This is a genomic window from Sinomonas atrocyanea, from assembly GCF_030812675.1.
GTDB classification, from domain to species: Bacteria; Actinomycetota; Actinomycetes; order Actinomycetales; family Micrococcaceae; genus Sinomonas; species Sinomonas atrocyanea_B.
In genome coordinates, this window is the sequence record NZ_JAUSTE010000008.1 from 162,667 (window position 1) to 178,603 (window position 15,937).

The window sequence follows — 15,937 nt, forward strand, 5'->3', positions numbered from 1 at the left end:
CCCGACAGGAGGACCAGATGAGCGGGAACGGAACAGAGGGAGCGAAGGACGGCCTCGAGGCCGCGGTCGAGAAGGGCAAGGAGTTCGCGGCGGACGCGGCCGAGAACGTGAAGGAGTTCGCGGTGGACGCGACGGAGAACGTGAAGGAGTTCGCGGTGGACGCCACCGAGAACGTCAAGGAGTTCTTCTCCGGCGACGTCGGGCAGCACGCCAAGGACCTCGCCGAGGACGTCACCGAGAACGTCAAGGAGTTCGGCTCGAAGATCGCCGGCATGTTCAAGGGGGACTAGGCCCCGTCCTTCTGCTGCCCGCCGCGGGCGCCCTCCTCACCGGAGGGCGCCCCCGCGGTTGGATTTCGGCGCGTCGCAAGAGGCTTAGGTCACGGTGAGAAAACGATCTGCGTAAGCGCTTGCACAGATCCTTGCATCGCCCCTAATGTGAGGGCCACCACACATCACTGGGGCGGCGGAGCGTGAGCGCTGCCTCGACCGACACAGGAGTCGAGCATGAGAATCCGAACCTTCTCCAGGTATGCCTCTCCTCTGGCCGCGGCAAGCGTACTGGTGCTGGCCCTCTCGGCCTGCAGCGGAGGATCCAGCGGAGGCGGGGGAAGCACCGGCGGCGGGGATGCGGCCAACAACCTCGATGGGCGCGGCCCGATCACGTACGTCCAGGGCAAGGACAATTCGAACGTGGTCCGCCCGCTCATCGACAAGTGGAACGCGGCCCACCCGGACCAGAAGGTCACGTTCAAGGAGCAGTCGGACCAGGCCGACCAGCAGCACGACGACCTCGTGCAGCACTTCCAGGCCAAGGACCAGAACTACGACGTTGTCGACGTCGACGTGGTCTGGACCGCCGAGTTCGCCGCGAAGGGCTGGCTGCAGCCGCTCAAGGACAAGATGGCCATGGACACCACGGGGATGCTCCCCGCGACGGTGAAGACCGCCACCTACAACGGCACCCTCTACGCGACGCCGCAGTCCTCGGACGGCGGCCTGCTCTACTACCGCAAGGACCTCGTGCCGAACCCGCCGAAGACGTGGGACGAGATGATGAGCATGTGCTCCATCGCGAAGCAGAACAACATCGGCTGCTACGCAGGGCAGTTCGCCCAGTATGAGGGCCTCACGGTGAACACCGCGGAAGCCATCAACTCGTTCGGCGGCAAGATCGTGGACGACTCCGGGAAGGCCGTGGTCAACTCGCCCGAGGCCAAGACCGGGCTCAGCAAGCTCGTGGACGCCTACAAGAACGGCAACATCCCGCAGGACGCGATCACGTACCAGGAGGAGCAGGGCCGTACGGCGTTCGAGAACGGCAAGCTCCTGTTCCTGCGCAACTGGCCCTACGTCTACAACCTGGCCAAGACCGACGGCTCCTCGACGGTCAAGGACAAGTTCGGCGTCGCCCCGCTTCCCGGCAAGGACGGCCCGGGCGCATCCTCGCTGGGCGGCCACAACGCCGCGATCAGCGTCTACTCGCAGCACAAGGCGACCGCGCTGGACTTCCTGAAGTTCATCGCGAGCTCGGACACGCAGAAGTTCTACGCGACCCAGGGCTCCCTGGCCCCGGTGCTGTCCTCCCTCTACACGGATCCGCAGCTGACGGCGAAGCTGCCGTACCTGCCGACCCTTCTGACCTCCATCCAGAACGCCGTGCCGCGCCCCGTCACGCCGTACTACCCGGGTGTCACGAAGGCGATCCAGGACAACGCCTATGCAGCGCTCAAGGGGTCGAAGTCGGTTGACCAGGCCCTGACCGACATGCAGTCCGCCATCACCGCGGCAAGCCAGTAGCCACTGCGGGGCGGGCGGTCCGGGTGCCTCGCGGCGCCGGGCCGTCCGCCCCTTCCTAGAGCCGACAAAGTCCTCACAGAGGAGTCACACCCATGTCCACTCAGGTCCCGCCCCGGGCCGCCGCCACGGCGGCAACGCGCGAGCCGCACCACACCCCGGGCAAGGAGAGCGCCGACCGCAGACAGGTCACCCAGGGACGCACGGCCGCGATCCTGCTCGTGCCGACGATCATCCTTCTCGCGGTCGTCATCGTCTACCCGGTGGTCAACGCGATCATCATGTCCTTCCAGAAGGACGCCGGGCTCGTCAACGGCTTCTTTGTCCAGGGCGGCGCGGCCGGGTTCGACAACTACGCCCACTGGCTTGCGCAGCAGTGCAACGGCCAGGCATGCCCCCCGGGCACTCTCGGATCCCAGTTCTGGAACGCGTTCGGGACCACCTTCTTCTTCTCCATCGTCACCGTGGCCCTCGAGACGGTCCTCGGGTTCTGGATGGCCATCATCATGGCGCGGACGTTCCGCGGGCGCAGCGCCGTGCGCGCGGCCGTCCTCGTCCCGTGGGCCATTCCCACCGCCGTGACCGCGAAGCTGTGGTTCTTCATCTTCGCCGTCGACGGCATCGCCAACAGCCTCTTCGGCACCCACATCCTCTGGACCGGGTCCGAATGGCCCGCCAAGTGGGCCATCATCATTTCCGACGTCTGGAAGACCACGCCGTTCATGGCACTGCTGATCCTCGCTGGCCTCCAGCTCATCCCGGACGAGGTCTACGAGGCGGCGAAGGTCGACGGCGCCTCCGCGTGGCAGCGCTTCACCCAGATCACGCTCCCGCTCGTCAGGCCGGCCCTCATGGTCGCCATCCTCTTCCGCATGCTCGATGCCCTGCGCATGTTCGACCTGCCGTACATCATGACCCAGGGCGGCAACAACACCACGACCCTCTCGATCCTCGTCGTCGACCAGATCAGACAGGGGTTCAACAGTGCGGCCGCGCTCTCGACCATCACCTTCCTCGTGATCTTCATCGTGGCCTTCATCTTCGTCCGCTTCCTCGGCGCGAACGCCGTGGGCGCGGCCACCTCTGCGGGAAGGAAGTAACATGGCCGCCACCGCCACCCTGCCCCGGACCGCCGCCGTCCCAGCGCGCCGCAAGGGCTTCGACTGGGCCGCACTGCGCACCTACATCTCGGCGGCGATCATCCTCGTCTGGTGCCTCGCCCCCTTCTACTGGATGGTCGTCACGGCGTTCCGCGACGTGGGCTACACGTTCGACCCGACGTTCTTCTTCACGCACGTCACCCTCGACAACTTCAAGACCGTCTTCGACACGAGCCTGGGGAACCACTTCGCCCAGAACCTGCTCAACAGCTTCATCGTGGCGGGAGTGACGACCGTGGTGGCGCTCGTGGTCGGCGTCTTCGCCGCCTACGCGCTCGCGCGCCTGAACTTCCGGTTCAAGTTCGCGGTCATGGGGTTCATCCTCGGGGCGTCGATGTTCCCGGGCGTCGCGCTCGTGACGCCGCTGTTCCAGCTGTTCACCAACATCGGCTGGATGGGCACCTACCAGGCGCTCATCATCCCGGACATCTCCTTCACGCTGCCGCTCACGGTGTACACGCTCACCTCGTTCTTCCGTGAGATGCCCTGGGAGCTCGAGGAATCGGCACGCATTGACGGGTGCACGCCGGGCCAGGCCTTCCGGAAGGTCATCCTCCCGCTGGCGGCGCCCGCCACGTTCACGACGGCGATCCTCGCCTTCATCGGCGCGTGGAACGAGTTCCTCATCGCGAGCCAGCTGTCCTCCGACGCCACCAAGACGGTGACGGTGGCCATCGCCTCCTTCGCCGGCTCGCAGCCGCACGTCGAGCCGTACACCGCCGTCATGGCGGCCGGCACGATCGTGACGATCCCGCTCGTGATCCTCGTGCTCGTGTTCCAGCGCAAGATCGTGGCGGGGCTCACCGCCGGTGCGGTCAAGTGATCAACCACCACGATCCGATGTCCGTGGGTGGAGCGGCGTACCGCCGCTCCACCCCGCACCGGAAGGCCGTGATCGAGCAATTCGAGATCTTCATGGGCTTCCTGGGCTTCTGGGGCCTCATCCTCCTCGTCGCCACGGTCTGGCTGGAGGTCACGGGACAGCCCGCGCTCGGGTGGGCACTCGGCCTGCTCGCCGTCCTGCTCGCGATGGCGGGCCTGTGGAAGCTACGGGGCAGGGTGCTCCGCGGCGAGAAGGACGAGTTCAAGGGCTGAATCACCGGCCGCCGCGGCGGCCCCCCTGGGGAGGGAACATGGTAGGGATCGACGACGTCGCCGCCGCCGCGGGGGTGTCGACGGCGACGGTCTCGCGCGCCATCCGGGGCCTGCCGCGCGTCTCTCCCCAGACCCGCGCCAAGATCCTCGCGACGGCCAAGGAACTGGGCTACGTGCCGTCCTCGGCCGCCTCCCGGCTGGCGAGCGGGAAGACGCGCACCGTCGGGGTGCTCGCCCCTTACGTCGACCGGTGGTTCTTCGGGAAGGCGATCGCCGGCGTCGACCAGGAACTGCACGGACACGGGTACAACCTCTCCCTGTTCAATCTCGGGGGGCGCTCCTCGCCGCGCGAGCGGCTCTTCAGCAAGGCCATGGTGCACAAGCAGATCGACGCGCTCCTGCTCCTGTGCATGTTCCTGCGCCCCGAGGAGATCGAGGACCTCCACGCGATCGACATGCCGCTTATCGTGGTGGGCGGCCCGGTGCCGGGCTGCCCCAACGTCGGGATCGACGACTACCTCGCCGCGCGCTCCATCACCGAGCACCTCATCGGCCTCGGCCACCGGCACATCGCTCTCCTGCACGGGCAGGACGATTCGGACCTGAACTTCTCCGTGCCGCAGATCCGCGTCGAGGGGTTCAACGACGCCGTCCACGCTGCCGGGCTCGAGCTCCATCCCGAGGCGTCCTTCTTCGGCAACTTCACGGTCGCGAGCGGCGTTGAGGCCCTCCACCGCTTCGTCGCGCTGCCCGAGCCGCGGCCCACGGCGATCGTCTGCGCCTCGGACGAGATGGCCCTCGGCGTGCTCTTCGAGGCCCGGCGTCTGGGCCTGCGCGTGCCGGAGGACCTGTCGGTGGTGGGAATCGACGGCCACGAGATGGGAGCCTCAGCAGGGCTCACCACGGTCTGGCAGGATCCCCGGGCCCAGGCGCGCCGCGGGACCCAGATGCTGCTCGCCGAACTCGGCGGTGAGGCCGGAGCGGTCCACAGCGAGGTCGCCGAGCAGCGGCTCATCGTCCGGGAGTCGACCGCCCCGCCGCCCGCCCCTTTCGTGTGAACTTCGCGCGATCGGGTATTCGACCATGCGTCAGGTACTCGACCGAGTGACGATCGCGAAAGGAATAGACCATGAGCGAATCTCTGTCCGGACATCCCGGAGGACCGCAGCAGTCGCCATCCACGACGGACGCGGTGAAGGGCGAGGCCCAAGGGGTCGCGGGCGACGCGGCATCATCCGCCGGAGCCGTGGGAGGCGTGGCGAAGCAGGAGGCCACGAACGTGGCCCACGAAGCGAAGTACCAGGCCAAGGACCTCTACCACCAGAGCCGTCAGGAGCTCATGGAGCAGGCCGCCGCCCAGCAGTCGAGGGCCGCGGACGGACTCCGCTCCATCCACCGCGAGCTGCATTCAATGGCCTCCAACAGTGAGGAGCCGGGGGTCGGAACCGATCTGGTGCGCCAAGCGGCCAGTCGCGCAGGATCCTTCGCGGACTGGCTCGATGCCAGAGACCCGGGCTCCCTCCTGGAAGAGGTCAAGGGGTACGCGCGGCGCAAGCCCGGCGCGTTCCTTGCGATCGCTGCCGGCGCCGGCCTGCTCGCCGGCCGCCTGTCCCGGTCGCTGGCCGCGAACGCGTCAGACGGCGGAGCCCAGGCCCAGTCCCGGCCTGCCCAGATTCCGGCCCGCCCCAGCCAGGCGCCGGTACAGCCCGCTGCTCCTACCGCCGCGTACCCGACGGGGGAGGGCTTCCCGACTGACGGAGGCTACGCGGCCGGCGCGGGATCGGCAGCTGGGACCGGCTATCCGCCCGGTGCGGAGTACCCCGAGGAGGCCGGCTACGGTACCGGTGCCGGCTACGCCCAGGGCGGAGCGCGCGCCGGCGAGGGGTACCCGGAGGAAACCGGCTACGCCGAGCAGGCCGCGGGGACGGTGGGCAACCCCGACTACGCGGCGGGGCCCGCTGACGCCGACGGCTACACGGGCCGGCATGCCTCCGGCCTCGTGGAACCGCGCGACCCGGAGCGGGGTGAGCTTCCGTGAGCCACAGCCCCGGGTATGAATCCGCCGGGGTCGCGGGCGGCCCCGGCTACGCCCCCGGAGCCGCTGCTACGCCGCCGGCCGAGGAGAAGGCCGCATCCAACTCGCTGGGCGATCTCGTCAAGGACGTCGCGGGCGACCTCTCGACCCTGGTGCGCCAGGAGCTCGAGCTGGCCAAGGCCGAGGCGCGGGAGACCGCGACGCGCGCGGGCAAGGGTGCGGGGATGTACGGCGGGGCCGGGATTGCCGGCCACTTCGTGCTCCTCTTCCTCTCCCTCGCCCTGTGGTGGGCCCTCGGGTACTACCTCGTCGGTCTCGGCTGGTCGGCCGTGATCGTCGCCGTGCTCTGGGGCATCGTGGCCGCCATCCTGGCGGTCCGGGCCAAGAAGGAACTGCAGGCAGCCAAGGGCCTTCCGCGCACCGCGGAGACCGTCAAGAAGATTCCGGAGTCGCTCAAGCCGAGTGAGGAGCCACGATGAGCCAGAACCCCGAAGAAGTCAGGCAGGACATCGAGCAGACGCGCGCGCGGCTGGGCTATGACGTGGATGCCGTGGCAGACAAGGTCACGCCCTCCCACATAGCGCACCGCCAGACCGAGAAGATCAAGGGGGCGATGTCAGGAATGAAGGACAAGGTCATGGGAACGGCCGATGACGCGAGGGCCTCGGCCAGGGACACCGTCCACGGCGCGGGCGACACCGTGGAGCACGCCCAGCAGGGCGTGGCCCGCAAGACCCGCGGGAACCCCCTCGCGGCAGGGCTCATCGCCTTCGGCGCCGGCCTGCTCGTCTCCTCGCTCATCCCGGCCAGCGAGAAGGAGCAGGAGCTCGCCGACACGCTCAAGGAGAAGGCGCAGCCACTCACGCAGGAAGTCGCGGGCGCTGCCCGCGAGGTGGCCGACCACCTGAAGGAGCCGGCCCAGGAGGCCGTCGCCTCTGTGAAGGACACCGCCTCCTCCGGGGCCCAGAATGTGAAGGACGAGGCCCAGACCCAGGGCGGCGCTGTGCAGGACCGCGTCCAGGAAGCCCGCCAGAACGTCAGCGACGCCAGCGGCAGCTGACGTAGCACCCGCCGGTCTTCCGGCTGGCCTCAAGAAGCGCGGGCCAGCTGGCGGATCGGGATCCACCGGGAGGCGAGGCGCCGGTATGCGGCAGCGGCGCCCGTCATGTCCCCCTCGGCGAGGCATTCGATGCCAAGGAGCACGTCCGTCGGCGAGTCGTCGGGGAACACCCTGTCTGCCACACTGCCGTAGTCGAGTTCCACCATGGAGTCGGGGCTGAACTCCTCGAGCCACTCCGTGAGGGTCGTGAGCTCGTCGAGCAGATTCATCTCGGGCGCGGCGAGGGCGAGGTTGGCCACCGCGAAGCGTGCCCGGCTGATCGCCTTGGCCCACGTGGCGGTGATCCGGACCGTCGCCACATGGTCGTCCTCCTCGACGACGTCCGTCGGGTCACCCTCATGGAAGAGCACGAACCAGCTGAACGGGATGCCCCAGAGCGACTCGCGGGTGTTGATGCGCGGCGTCCCGGACTCCTCGGCGAGCCGGTCCACCCGCTCCTGGTGCCGTGCGCGGGCCGCCTCCGGAAGGAGGACGGACGCCAGGGGGGCGGGCGCCGTCGTGAGCACCGACTCCGCGGCGAGCCCGGAGCGCAGGACGAGTTGCGACGGGCAGTAGACCGTCTTCCCATCGGCGGTGATGCTCCGCGTGAACTCGGCGTGCCCGTCAGGGAACGGGTCGCCGGAATGGCGGGCGATGCGGCGCAGCGCGTCCTCGGCCTCCGCCCGGTCGAGCTCGTTCCGCCCCTGCTCCGAGAGCCCGCGCCTGATCCGCTCCTGCTCCTCGGCCGTGAAGGCGGAGAGGGGCTCGTAGACGCGCAGCTGGGAGGCGAGGGGGCGTCCCGCGCGGACGCGCCGCGCGCTCATCCCGTTCCGCTCCAGGCGTGGGCCGCCGCAGACGGCGAGGTCACGAGGGGTCCGCCACGTCCACGACGACGGGCGCGTGGTCCGAGGCGCCCTTCCCCTTGCGCTCCTCGCGGTCGATCATCGCGCCCGTGACCCGCGAGGCGAACGCGGGGGAGCCGAGGACGAAGTCGATCCGCATGCCCTCCTTACGCGGGAAGCGCAGCTGGGTGTAGTCCCAGTAGGTGTACACACCGGGTCCCGGAGTGAACGGCCGCACGACGTCGGTGTAGCCCGAGGCCTCGAACGCCCGGAAGGCCTCCCGCTCGGGCTCGCTGACGTGCGTGAATCCCTGCGTGCGGAACAGGTCGATGTCCCACACGTCCTCGTCCCTGGGCGCGATGTTCCAGTCCCCGACGAGGGCGATCTGCGCATCGGGATCCTCGGCGATCCACTCGGCGGCGTGGCCGTGCAGGACCTTGAGCCACTCGAGCTTGTACGGCATGTGCTCATCGTCGAGGGCGCGGCCGTTGGGGATGTAGAGGCTCCAGACCCGCACCCCGCCGCAGGTGGCCGCGATGGCGCGCGCCTCCTGGGCCGTGTTCTCGCCGTTCTTGCCGAACGAGGGCTGGTCCGGGAAGGTCCGCTCGACGTCGGTCAGCCCCACGCGGGAGGCGATCGCCACGCCGTTCCACTGGCTCAGCCCGAAGTGCGCGACCTCGTAGCCGTTGCGCTCGAAGAGCTCCCACGGGAAGTTCTCGTCCTTGCACTTGGTCTCCTGGATCGCGAGCACGTCCACATCGCTGCGCAGGAGCCAGTTCTCGACGCGGTCGGCGCGGGCACGGAGGGAGTTGACGTTCCAGGTAGCAAGCTTCACGCCGCCCACGCTATCAACCGCGCAGCGAGTCGGCACCGTGGGCAGCCGACGCGCTGCCGTCTGGCGGCCGGCGCGCTACTTCGACCAGCTCGTGGCCCCTTCGCGCCACCACGTGTCGAACAGCGTCACAGGGGTTGCGCGCTTGTGGCGCGTCATGAGGTAGCGGCGTTCGATGGACTCGGCGACCTCGTCCGAGACCTCCCGCCCCTCGAGGTAGTCGTCGATGTCGTTGTAGGTGATGCCGAGCTCGTGCTCGTCCGTGCGGCCCGGCTGGAGATCGAGCAGGTCGGCCGTCGGGATCTTCTGCCACACCTGTTCCGGGGCGCCGAGGTGCTGCAGGAGAGCACGGTTCTGGCGCTTGTCGAGCCCGAAGAGCGGAAGGATGTCCGCGCCCCCGTCGCCATACTTGGTGAAGAACCCCGTCACGGATTCGGCGCCGTGGTCGGTGCCGATGACCAGGAGCCTGCGCTCGCCGGCGATCATGTACTGGGCCGCCATACGGGCCCGGGCCTTCGTGTTCCCGCGGACGAAGTCGCTCAGCTCGCCATCGCACGAACGCTCGTACTCGGACTCGAACCCGTCCACGGCGGCCTTGATGTTGAAGGTCCGCGTCGACCTGGGCCGGATGAAGTCGAGGGCGGCCTGCGCGTCCTCCTCGTCATGCTGGACCCCGTGGGGCAGGCGGACGGCGACGAAGTCGGCCTCGACGCCCTCCTCCGCGAGGGATTCGACCGCGAGCTGGGCCAGCCGGCCCGCGAGCGAGGAATCGAGGCCGCCGCTGATGCCGAGCACAAAGCCCTTGGAACCGGTCGCACGGAGGTAGTCCTTGAGGAACGCGACGCGCGCCTCGACCTCCTCGGCGGGGTCGATCTCGGGCTTGACGCCCATCTCCTCGATGATCTTCGCCTGGAGTTCGCGCATGGGGATAGCGTACTTGCCATGGAGATTGCCCGCATCGAGACCTTCCTCGTGCCGCCACGCTGGCTCTTTGTCCGGATCGAGACCGACACCGGGATCGTGGGCTGGGGCGAGGCGACCTGCGAGGGCCGCTCGGAGACGGTCCGCACCGCCGTGGACCAGCTCTCCGAGCTCCTCCTCGGCCAGGACCCGCTGCGGATCGAGGACCACTGGCAGGTGCTCACCAAAGGCTCCTTCTACCGGGGCGGCCCCGTGCTCGCGAGTGCCGTGGCAGGACTGGACCAGGCCCTCTGGGACATCGCCGGGAAGCACTTCGGCGCCCCCGTCCACCAGCTCCTCGGCGGCCCCGTGCGGGACCGGATCCGCGTCTACGGGTGGGTCGGCGGCGACGAGCCGGACCAGGTGGCCGAGGCGATTGCCGCGCAGGTCGAGGCAGGGCTCACGGCCGTGAAGATGAACGCGTCCGGGCGCATGTCGGCGAACGGCAGCATCGCCGAGCTCGACGGCGTCGTGCGCCGCGTCGCCGCGGCCCGCGACGTCCTCGGGCCGGACCGCGACGTCGCGGTGGACTTCCACGGCCGGTTCACGCTCGCCACGGCGCGGCGCGCGGCCTCCCTCCTGGCGGACCTGCACCCGTTCTTCCTCGAGGAGCCCGTGGTGCCGGAGAACTCCCACCTGATCGGGCGCATGGTCGAGTCGACCACGATCCCGATCGCCACCGGGGAGCGGCTCTACTCGCGGCAGGAGTTCCTCCCCGTGCTCCAGGCCGGGATCGCCGTCGCCCAGCCGGACCTGAGCCACGCGGGCGGCATCACCGAGGTGCGCAAGATCGCCGCGCTCGCCGAGGCCTTCGACGTCCAGCTCGCCCCGCACTGCCCCCTCGGCCCGATCGCGCTCGCGGCGTGCCTGCAGGTCGGCTTCTCGACCCCGAACTACCTGATCCAGGAGCAGAGCATCGGCATCCATTACAACCGGGGCGCCGAGGTGCTGGACTATGTGCTGGACCCCGGGCCGCTGGCGTTCGTGGACGGCTGCATCGAGCGGCTCACCGGCCCGGGCCTCGGCATCGAGGTCGACGAGGCGGCGGTCCGCGACGCCGACCGCCGGGGCCACGCCTGGCGCGGGCCGGTGTGGCGGCACCCCGATGGGTCGTTCGCCGAATGGTGACCCGGCCGCAAGCGATCGGCCAGCCCAGCGATCGGCCAGCCCAGCGATCGGCCAGCCCAGCGGTCGGCAGCGAAGGAAAGGCAGTCATGAGAACTCTCGACAACCCCGCCCTCCTCGAGGTGGTCCGCGCGAGCCGCATCGTCGCCGTCATCCGCGGGGATTCGCCCGAGCATGCCGCCGGCGCCGCGCGCGTGCTCTTCCGCGAGGGCATCCGGCTCGTGGAGATCGCCCTCACCACTCCGGGCACGCCCGACGCGATCGCGTCCGTGGCCCCGGACGTCCCCGAGGGCGCCTACCTCGGGGCCGGGACCGTCCTGACCCTCGAGGACGTCGACGCGGTCGTCGCCGCGGGGGCGGCGTTCGTCGTGACCCCGTCCGTGAGCGAATCCGTCCCCTACGCGGCCGGCCGGGGCGTCCCAGTCCTCGCCGGCGCCTTCACGCCGACCGAGGCCTACGAGGCGTGGCGGCAGGGCGCCGCCGCCGTCAAGCTCTTCCCCGCCTCGGCGGTCGGCCCCGGCTACCTCAAGGCCCTCACCGAGCCCTTCCCGCAGATCCCGTTCCTGGCCGTGGGCGGCATGGGGCTCGAGCAGCTCCCGCAGTACATCGCCGCGGGAGCCCTCGGGATCGGCGCCGGGGGGCCGCTCGTCGGCGACGGCGCGCGGGGCGGCAGCGCCGAGGCGCTCGCCGAGCGGGCCCGGGCCTTCGTCTCCGCCGCCCGGGAGCTCGAGGGCGCCGCATGAGCACACCGGCCGGCAGCGTCGTCACCGTCGGGGAGGCCCTCGTCTCGCTGAGGTCCGTGGGCCCGCTCGCGATCGGCGGCCCCCTGACCATGCACGCCGCGGGGGCGGAGCTCAACGTCGCCGTGGCCCTCGCCCGGCTGGGCCACGAGTCCTCGTGGGGCGGCGTGCTGGGCGACGACGAGCTGGGCGAGTTCATCCTGCGCAGCCTCGCCGCCGAACGCGTCGACTCCTCCCGGGTGCGCCGCGACGCCCGGCCCACCGGGATCATGTTCCTCGAGGCGCGCACACCGGAGGTCTCCCGGGTCTTCTACAACCGCCGCGGGTCGGCGGGCGCCCGGCTCTCGCCGCACGATGTGGACCGCATCCTCGACAGGGACCTCGCCTGGCTGCACCTGACCGGCATCACCCCGGCGCTCTCGGACGTGGCCCGGGCCGCCGTGCTCCACGCGGCAGAGCTCTGCCGACGGCGCGCCGTCCCGTTCTCCGTCGACGTCAACTTCCGCTCCAAGCTGTGGAGCACCGAGGAGGCGGCGGAGGTCCTGCCCTGGCTCATCGAGGGCGCCGAGGTGGTCATCGGCTCCCCGGCCGAGCTCGCGCTCGCCGCCCCCGAGGGCGCCACGCTCGAGGCCGCCGCCGAGGAGCTCCTCGGCACCGGCGTGGGCGAGGTCGTGGCCAAGCTCGGCGCGGACGGGGCGCAGGCCTTCACGCCGCACGGCGCGCTCCACGCCCCCGCCTTCCCGGTCAGGGCCGTGGACACGGTCGGCGCCGGGGACGCGTTCACCGCCGGGTACCTCTCGGCGAGGCTCGACGGCGACGACGTGGCGGGGCGGCTGCGCCGGGGCTGCCTCCTCGGGGCCTTCGCGGTGGGGCACCTCGGGGACTGGGAGGGCCTGCCGCGCCGCGACGAACTCGCCCTCCTCGATCTGGGCGACGGCGAGACGCACCGCTAGGACGGCGGCCGTTGGCGGCGTCGGCCCCGGTTCTCGGTGGCATCCGGCGGCAACCGATTGCGGGCCCGGGGGCGGCTCACTAGCGTGGAGGGATGCAGCCTGAGGATACGCCCGTGCTCCGCGCCGCCGTGATCGGCTGCGGCGACATCTCCGCCCAGCACCTCGCGGCGATCGCGGCCCACGGCGCGGTGCGGCTTGTCGGCGTCGTCGACCCCGACCCGGCGCCGCGCGCTGCCGCCTCCGCCGCCCACGGCGTGCCCGGCTACGCGAGCGTCGGCGAGCTGCTCGCCGAAGGAGGCACCGACGTCGTCCACGTCTGCACTCCGCACAGCGAACACGCCCCGGCGGTGCTCGAGGCGCTCGCCGCGGGCGTGCACGTCCTGACGGAGAAGCCGCTCGCGCACACCCTCGCGGACGCCGAGCGGCTCGTCGAGGCGGCCGACGCCGCGTGGCTGGCCGGGCGGACCCAGCTGGGCGTGTGCTTCCAGAACCGCTACAACGCCCCCGTCGCGGCGATGCGCGACCTCCTGGCATCCGGCACGCTCGGCGCCGTGATCGGGGCGCAGGCCACGGTCATGTGGCACCGGCCGCCCGAGTACTACGCTGCCCGGCCGTGGCGGGGCACCTGGGCGGGCAGCGGCGGCGGCCTCCTCATGAACCAGGCGATCCACACGCTCGACCTCCTCCAGTGGCTCGTCGGGCCCGCCCAGGTTGTCGACGGGCGGGCCTCTGCCCGGGTCCTGGGGGACGTGATCGAGGTCGAGGACACCGCGGACCTGGTGCTGGAGCATGCCGGGGGCCAGCGCAGCGTCTTCTTCGCGACCAACGCCAACGGACTCAACGCTCCCGTCACCCTGGACGTCCAGACGGAGTCCGCGGAGCTGAGCCTGCGGGGGGACCTCACCGTCCGTTTCGCCGACGGGCGCGTGGAGACGGTCGAGGAGTCCGGCGTCCTCCCCGGGGAGCGCAGCTACTGGGGCGCGTCCCACCGGCTGCTCATCGCTGACTTCTACCGGTCCGTCGCCGCCGGGGAGCGGTTCTGGATCGGCGCCCAGGAGGCCTCTGAGTCGCTGCGGCTCATCAAGGACGTCTACGCGCGCTCCTATTCGCCCGGCGCCTGGGCCTGAGATCCGGCAACTTCTGGCAAACGTTTACCATCCGACTGACTGCCTGCCTAGAGTGAAAGCACTCTGTGACGGCCGCCACTGGATGCGCTGGCCGTGAGGAACGATTGAGGAGACCCATGGCCAAGATCGGCGTGCAGGCAATGATGCTCAAGGAGAGCTTCGCGGACATCGGGCCGTTCGAGACGCTCCGCAAGGTGGCGGAGATCGGCTACCGCGCCGTCGAGGTCTCCCAGATCCCCATGGACGGGCCGAATGTTGCCGAACTCGAGCGCTCCCGCGGGGAGCTGGGCATCGAGTTCGCCGCCCTGTCGGCCCAGCTCGACGGCGAGGCGGGAGCCACGCCGTACCCGCTCGCCGTGGACGTGGAGCGGGCAGCCTCCGACTGCGCCCGCCTCGGCACCGACATGCTCCGCATCGGCATGCTCCCCATGTCCGAGCTGCGCAGCGAGGACCGGGTGGTCGACTATGCCCGCCGCGTCGAGAAGGCAGCGCTGGCCCTCGCCGACCACGGCATCACCCTCTACTACCACAACCACCACGTCGACTTCGCCAAGATGGGCGGACGCTACGTGATGGACATCCTCGCCGAGGAGGCGCCCAGCATCGGCCTCGAGGTGGATGTCCACTGGGTCCAGCGCGGCGGCCTCGACCCCGTGCGCACGCTGGCGAAGTACGCCGGCCGCACCGCCATGGTCCACCTCAAGGACTACCGCATCGGCGCCCTGCCCGAGGAAGGCATCGCCGCCTACGAGGCGGGGGACTCCGAAGCGTTCCAGCGCCACTTCAAGGACGTGGTCCAGTTCGCCGAGGTAGGCGAGGGCAACCTGGACTTCGCGGCGATCGTGCCCGCCGCGGTCGACGCCGGCGCGCGCTACCTCCTCGTCGAGCAGGACCTGCTCTACGGGCGGACCGTGTTCGAGGCCCTCACCACCTCCCACGACAACCTCGTCGCCCTCGGCTTCGGCGACCTCTTCTAGGAAGGCAGCAGCATGAGCAGGAAAGTCCGCCTCGGCATCGTCGGGTTCGGCAACCAGGGCAGCCAGTACGCAGCACTCGTCGCGGATGGCCGGGTGCCGAACATCGAGATCGCCGCGATCGCCGACACGGATCCGGCGCGCCGCGAGCTCGCGGCGGAGCGGCACCCGGAGGCCGCGCTGTTCGACGACTATGCCGCGATGCTCGAGTCCGGGGCGGTCGAGGCCGTCGTGACGACCGTGCCCCACTACCTCCACCCGCAGATGGGCATCAAGGCACTCGAGCGCGGCATCCACGTGCTGGTCGAGAAGCCGGCCGGCGTGTACACCCGGCAGGTCCGCGAGCTCAACGAGTTCGCCGCGGGCAAGCCGGAGCTGACGTTCGCGATCATGTTCAACCAGCGCACCAACCCGCTCTACCGCCGGCTCAAGGAGATCGTCGAGGCGGGGGAGATCGGCGCGATCCGCCGCACCAACTGGATCATCACCACGTGGTACCGCCCGCAGGCGTACTACGACCAGAGCGACTGGCGCGCCACGTGGGGCGGCGAGGGCGGCGGCGTGCTCGTGAACCAGGCGCCCCACCAGCTCGACCTGTGGCAGTGGATCTGCGGCGTGCCCCAGCGGGTGTTCGCCAAGGCAGGCTTCGGCTTCCGGCGGAACATCTCGGTGGAGGACGAGGTCGTGGCGGTCGTCGACTACGGCAGCGGTGCCACCGGGACGTTCACCACGGCGACCCACGAGCTGGTGGGCACGGACCGCTTCGAGATCACCGGCGACGCGGGCAAGATCGTGGTCACAGACTCGAAGACCGCGGTCGTGACCCGCTACCGCCGCCCGGAACAGGAGATCAACGCGGGGATCCCGACCGAGGACATCTGGAAGATGACGAGCGACCAGTTCGACCCCAATGAGTACTACACGCACGAGACGCTCGAATTCGACACCGCCTGGGGCGGCCAGCACGCCACCGTCCTCGAGAACTTCGCCGCGAACATCCTCGATGGCACCCCGCTCATCGCGCCCGGAAGCGACGGGATCCTCGGCGTCCGGCTCGCCAACGCGATCCACCTCTCGGCCTGGACCGGCAAGGAGGTCACGATGGACTTCGACGAGGGCGAGTTCCTGGCCGAGCTGAACAAGCGGATCGCCGAGGAGGGAAAGTTCCCCCAGCGCTGAGGGGCTCCCCGGAGGGCGGC

The 15,937-nt window shown here is 70.3% G+C and carries 18 protein-coding genes; 15 read left to right on the forward strand and 3 right to left on the reverse strand.

The features are described 5' to 3' along the window. Window positions 1-17 precede the first annotated feature (17 nt). From J2W20_RS12685 to J2W20_RS12725, 9 genes are all read left to right on the forward strand, one after another. Window positions 18-290 (forward strand): hypothetical protein, encoded by a 273-nt coding sequence (locus J2W20_RS12685; RefSeq protein ID WP_307006999.1) that lies wholly within the window; start codon window positions 18-20, stop codon window positions 288-290. 216 nt (window positions 291-506) lie between these two features. Next, window positions 507-1,799, forward strand: a complete 1,293-nt coding sequence (locus tag J2W20_RS12690; protein ID WP_373458012.1) for an ABC transporter substrate-binding protein — start codon at window positions 507-509, stop codon at window positions 1,797-1,799. 92 nt (window positions 1,800-1,891) lie between these two features. Further along, a complete protein-coding gene (locus tag J2W20_RS12695; protein ID WP_307007001.1) occupies window positions 1,892-2,896 on the forward strand; it encodes a carbohydrate ABC transporter permease in 1,005 nt (334 codons plus the stop codon). A gap of 1 nt (window position 2,897) precedes the next feature. After that, on the forward strand, window positions 2,898-3,779 hold the full coding sequence (locus J2W20_RS12700; protein ID WP_307007002.1) for a carbohydrate ABC transporter permease: 882 nt from the start codon (window positions 2,898-2,900) through the stop codon (window positions 3,777-3,779). A 17-nt stretch (window positions 3,780-3,796) separates the two neighbouring features. Then, window positions 3,797-4,051, forward strand: coding sequence for a hypothetical protein (locus J2W20_RS12705; protein ID WP_307007003.1), 255 nt, complete (start codon window positions 3,797-3,799; stop codon window positions 4,049-4,051). 38 nt (window positions 4,052-4,089) lie between these two features. Further along, on the forward strand, window positions 4,090-5,109 hold the full coding sequence (locus tag J2W20_RS12710; RefSeq protein WP_307007004.1) for a LacI family DNA-binding transcriptional regulator: 1,020 nt from the start codon (window positions 4,090-4,092) through the stop codon (window positions 5,107-5,109). A gap of 71 nt (window positions 5,110-5,180) precedes the next feature. Next, window positions 5,181-6,089, forward strand: coding sequence for a hypothetical protein (locus tag J2W20_RS12715; RefSeq protein WP_307007005.1), 909 nt, complete (start codon window positions 5,181-5,183; stop codon window positions 6,087-6,089). A 104-nt stretch (window positions 6,090-6,193) separates the two neighbouring features. Beyond that, complete coding sequence (locus tag J2W20_RS12720; RefSeq protein WP_307007069.1) at window positions 6,194-6,565, forward strand: phage holin family protein; 372 nt, start codon at window positions 6,194-6,196, stop codon at window positions 6,563-6,565. Further along, window positions 6,562-7,146: a DUF3618 domain-containing protein gene (locus tag J2W20_RS12725; protein ID WP_307007006.1), complete on the forward strand. Its 585-nt coding sequence runs from the start codon at window positions 6,562-6,564 to the stop codon at window positions 7,144-7,146. The genes J2W20_RS12720 and J2W20_RS12725 overlap by 4 nt, the downstream gene beginning before the upstream one ends. A gap of 29 nt (window positions 7,147-7,175) precedes the next feature. Here J2W20_RS12725 and J2W20_RS12730 read toward each other — a convergent pair whose 3' ends face one another. The 3 genes from J2W20_RS12730 to nadE all read right to left on the reverse strand — a co-directional run bounded on the left by J2W20_RS12730 (window position 7,176) and on the right by nadE (window position 9,783). Then, on the reverse strand, window positions 7,176-8,009 hold the full coding sequence (locus J2W20_RS12730; RefSeq protein ID WP_307007007.1) for a hypothetical protein: 834 nt from the start codon (window positions 8,007-8,009) through the stop codon (window positions 7,176-7,178). Window positions 8,010-8,049: 40 nt separating this feature from the next. Then, a complete protein-coding gene (locus J2W20_RS12735; protein ID WP_307007008.1) occupies window positions 8,050-8,862 on the reverse strand; it encodes an exodeoxyribonuclease III in 813 nt (270 codons plus the stop codon). 75 nt (window positions 8,863-8,937) lie between these two features. Then, on the reverse strand, window positions 8,938-9,783 hold the full coding sequence (gene nadE / locus J2W20_RS12740; RefSeq protein ID WP_307007009.1) for an ammonia-dependent NAD(+) synthetase: 846 nt from the start codon (window positions 9,781-9,783) through the stop codon (window positions 8,938-8,940). A gap of 18 nt (window positions 9,784-9,801) precedes the next feature. Here nadE and dgoD point away from each other — a divergent pair, with 18 nt between their 5' ends. The 6 genes from dgoD (at window position 9,802) to J2W20_RS12770 (ending at window position 15,917) form a co-directional block, all read left to right on the forward strand. Further along, window positions 9,802-10,947, forward strand: coding sequence for a galactonate dehydratase (dgoD, locus tag J2W20_RS12745; RefSeq protein WP_307007010.1), 1,146 nt, complete (start codon window positions 9,802-9,804; stop codon window positions 10,945-10,947). Between the two features lie 86 nt (window positions 10,948-11,033). Beyond that, window positions 11,034-11,687, forward strand: a complete 654-nt coding sequence (locus J2W20_RS12750) for a bifunctional 4-hydroxy-2-oxoglutarate aldolase/2-dehydro-3-deoxy-phosphogluconate aldolase (protein WP_307007011.1) — start codon at window positions 11,034-11,036, stop codon at window positions 11,685-11,687. Then, window positions 11,684-12,637, forward strand: a complete 954-nt coding sequence (locus J2W20_RS12755; protein ID WP_307007013.1) for a sugar kinase — start codon at window positions 11,684-11,686, stop codon at window positions 12,635-12,637. The genes J2W20_RS12750 and J2W20_RS12755 overlap by 4 nt, the downstream gene beginning before the upstream one ends. Before the next feature lie 92 nt (window positions 12,638-12,729). After that, window positions 12,730-13,764: a Gfo/Idh/MocA family protein gene (locus tag J2W20_RS12760; RefSeq protein ID WP_307007014.1), complete on the forward strand. Its 1,035-nt coding sequence runs from the start codon at window positions 12,730-12,732 to the stop codon at window positions 13,762-13,764. A gap of 116 nt (window positions 13,765-13,880) precedes the next feature. Continuing rightward, window positions 13,881-14,741: a sugar phosphate isomerase/epimerase family protein gene (locus J2W20_RS12765; RefSeq protein ID WP_307007015.1), complete on the forward strand. Its 861-nt coding sequence runs from the start codon at window positions 13,881-13,883 to the stop codon at window positions 14,739-14,741. A 12-nt stretch (window positions 14,742-14,753) separates the two neighbouring features. Continuing rightward, entirely contained in the window at window positions 14,754-15,917 is a 1,164-nt protein-coding gene (locus tag J2W20_RS12770) for a Gfo/Idh/MocA family protein (RefSeq protein ID WP_307007016.1), read from the forward strand. Window positions 15,918-15,937: the final 20 nt, after the last annotated feature.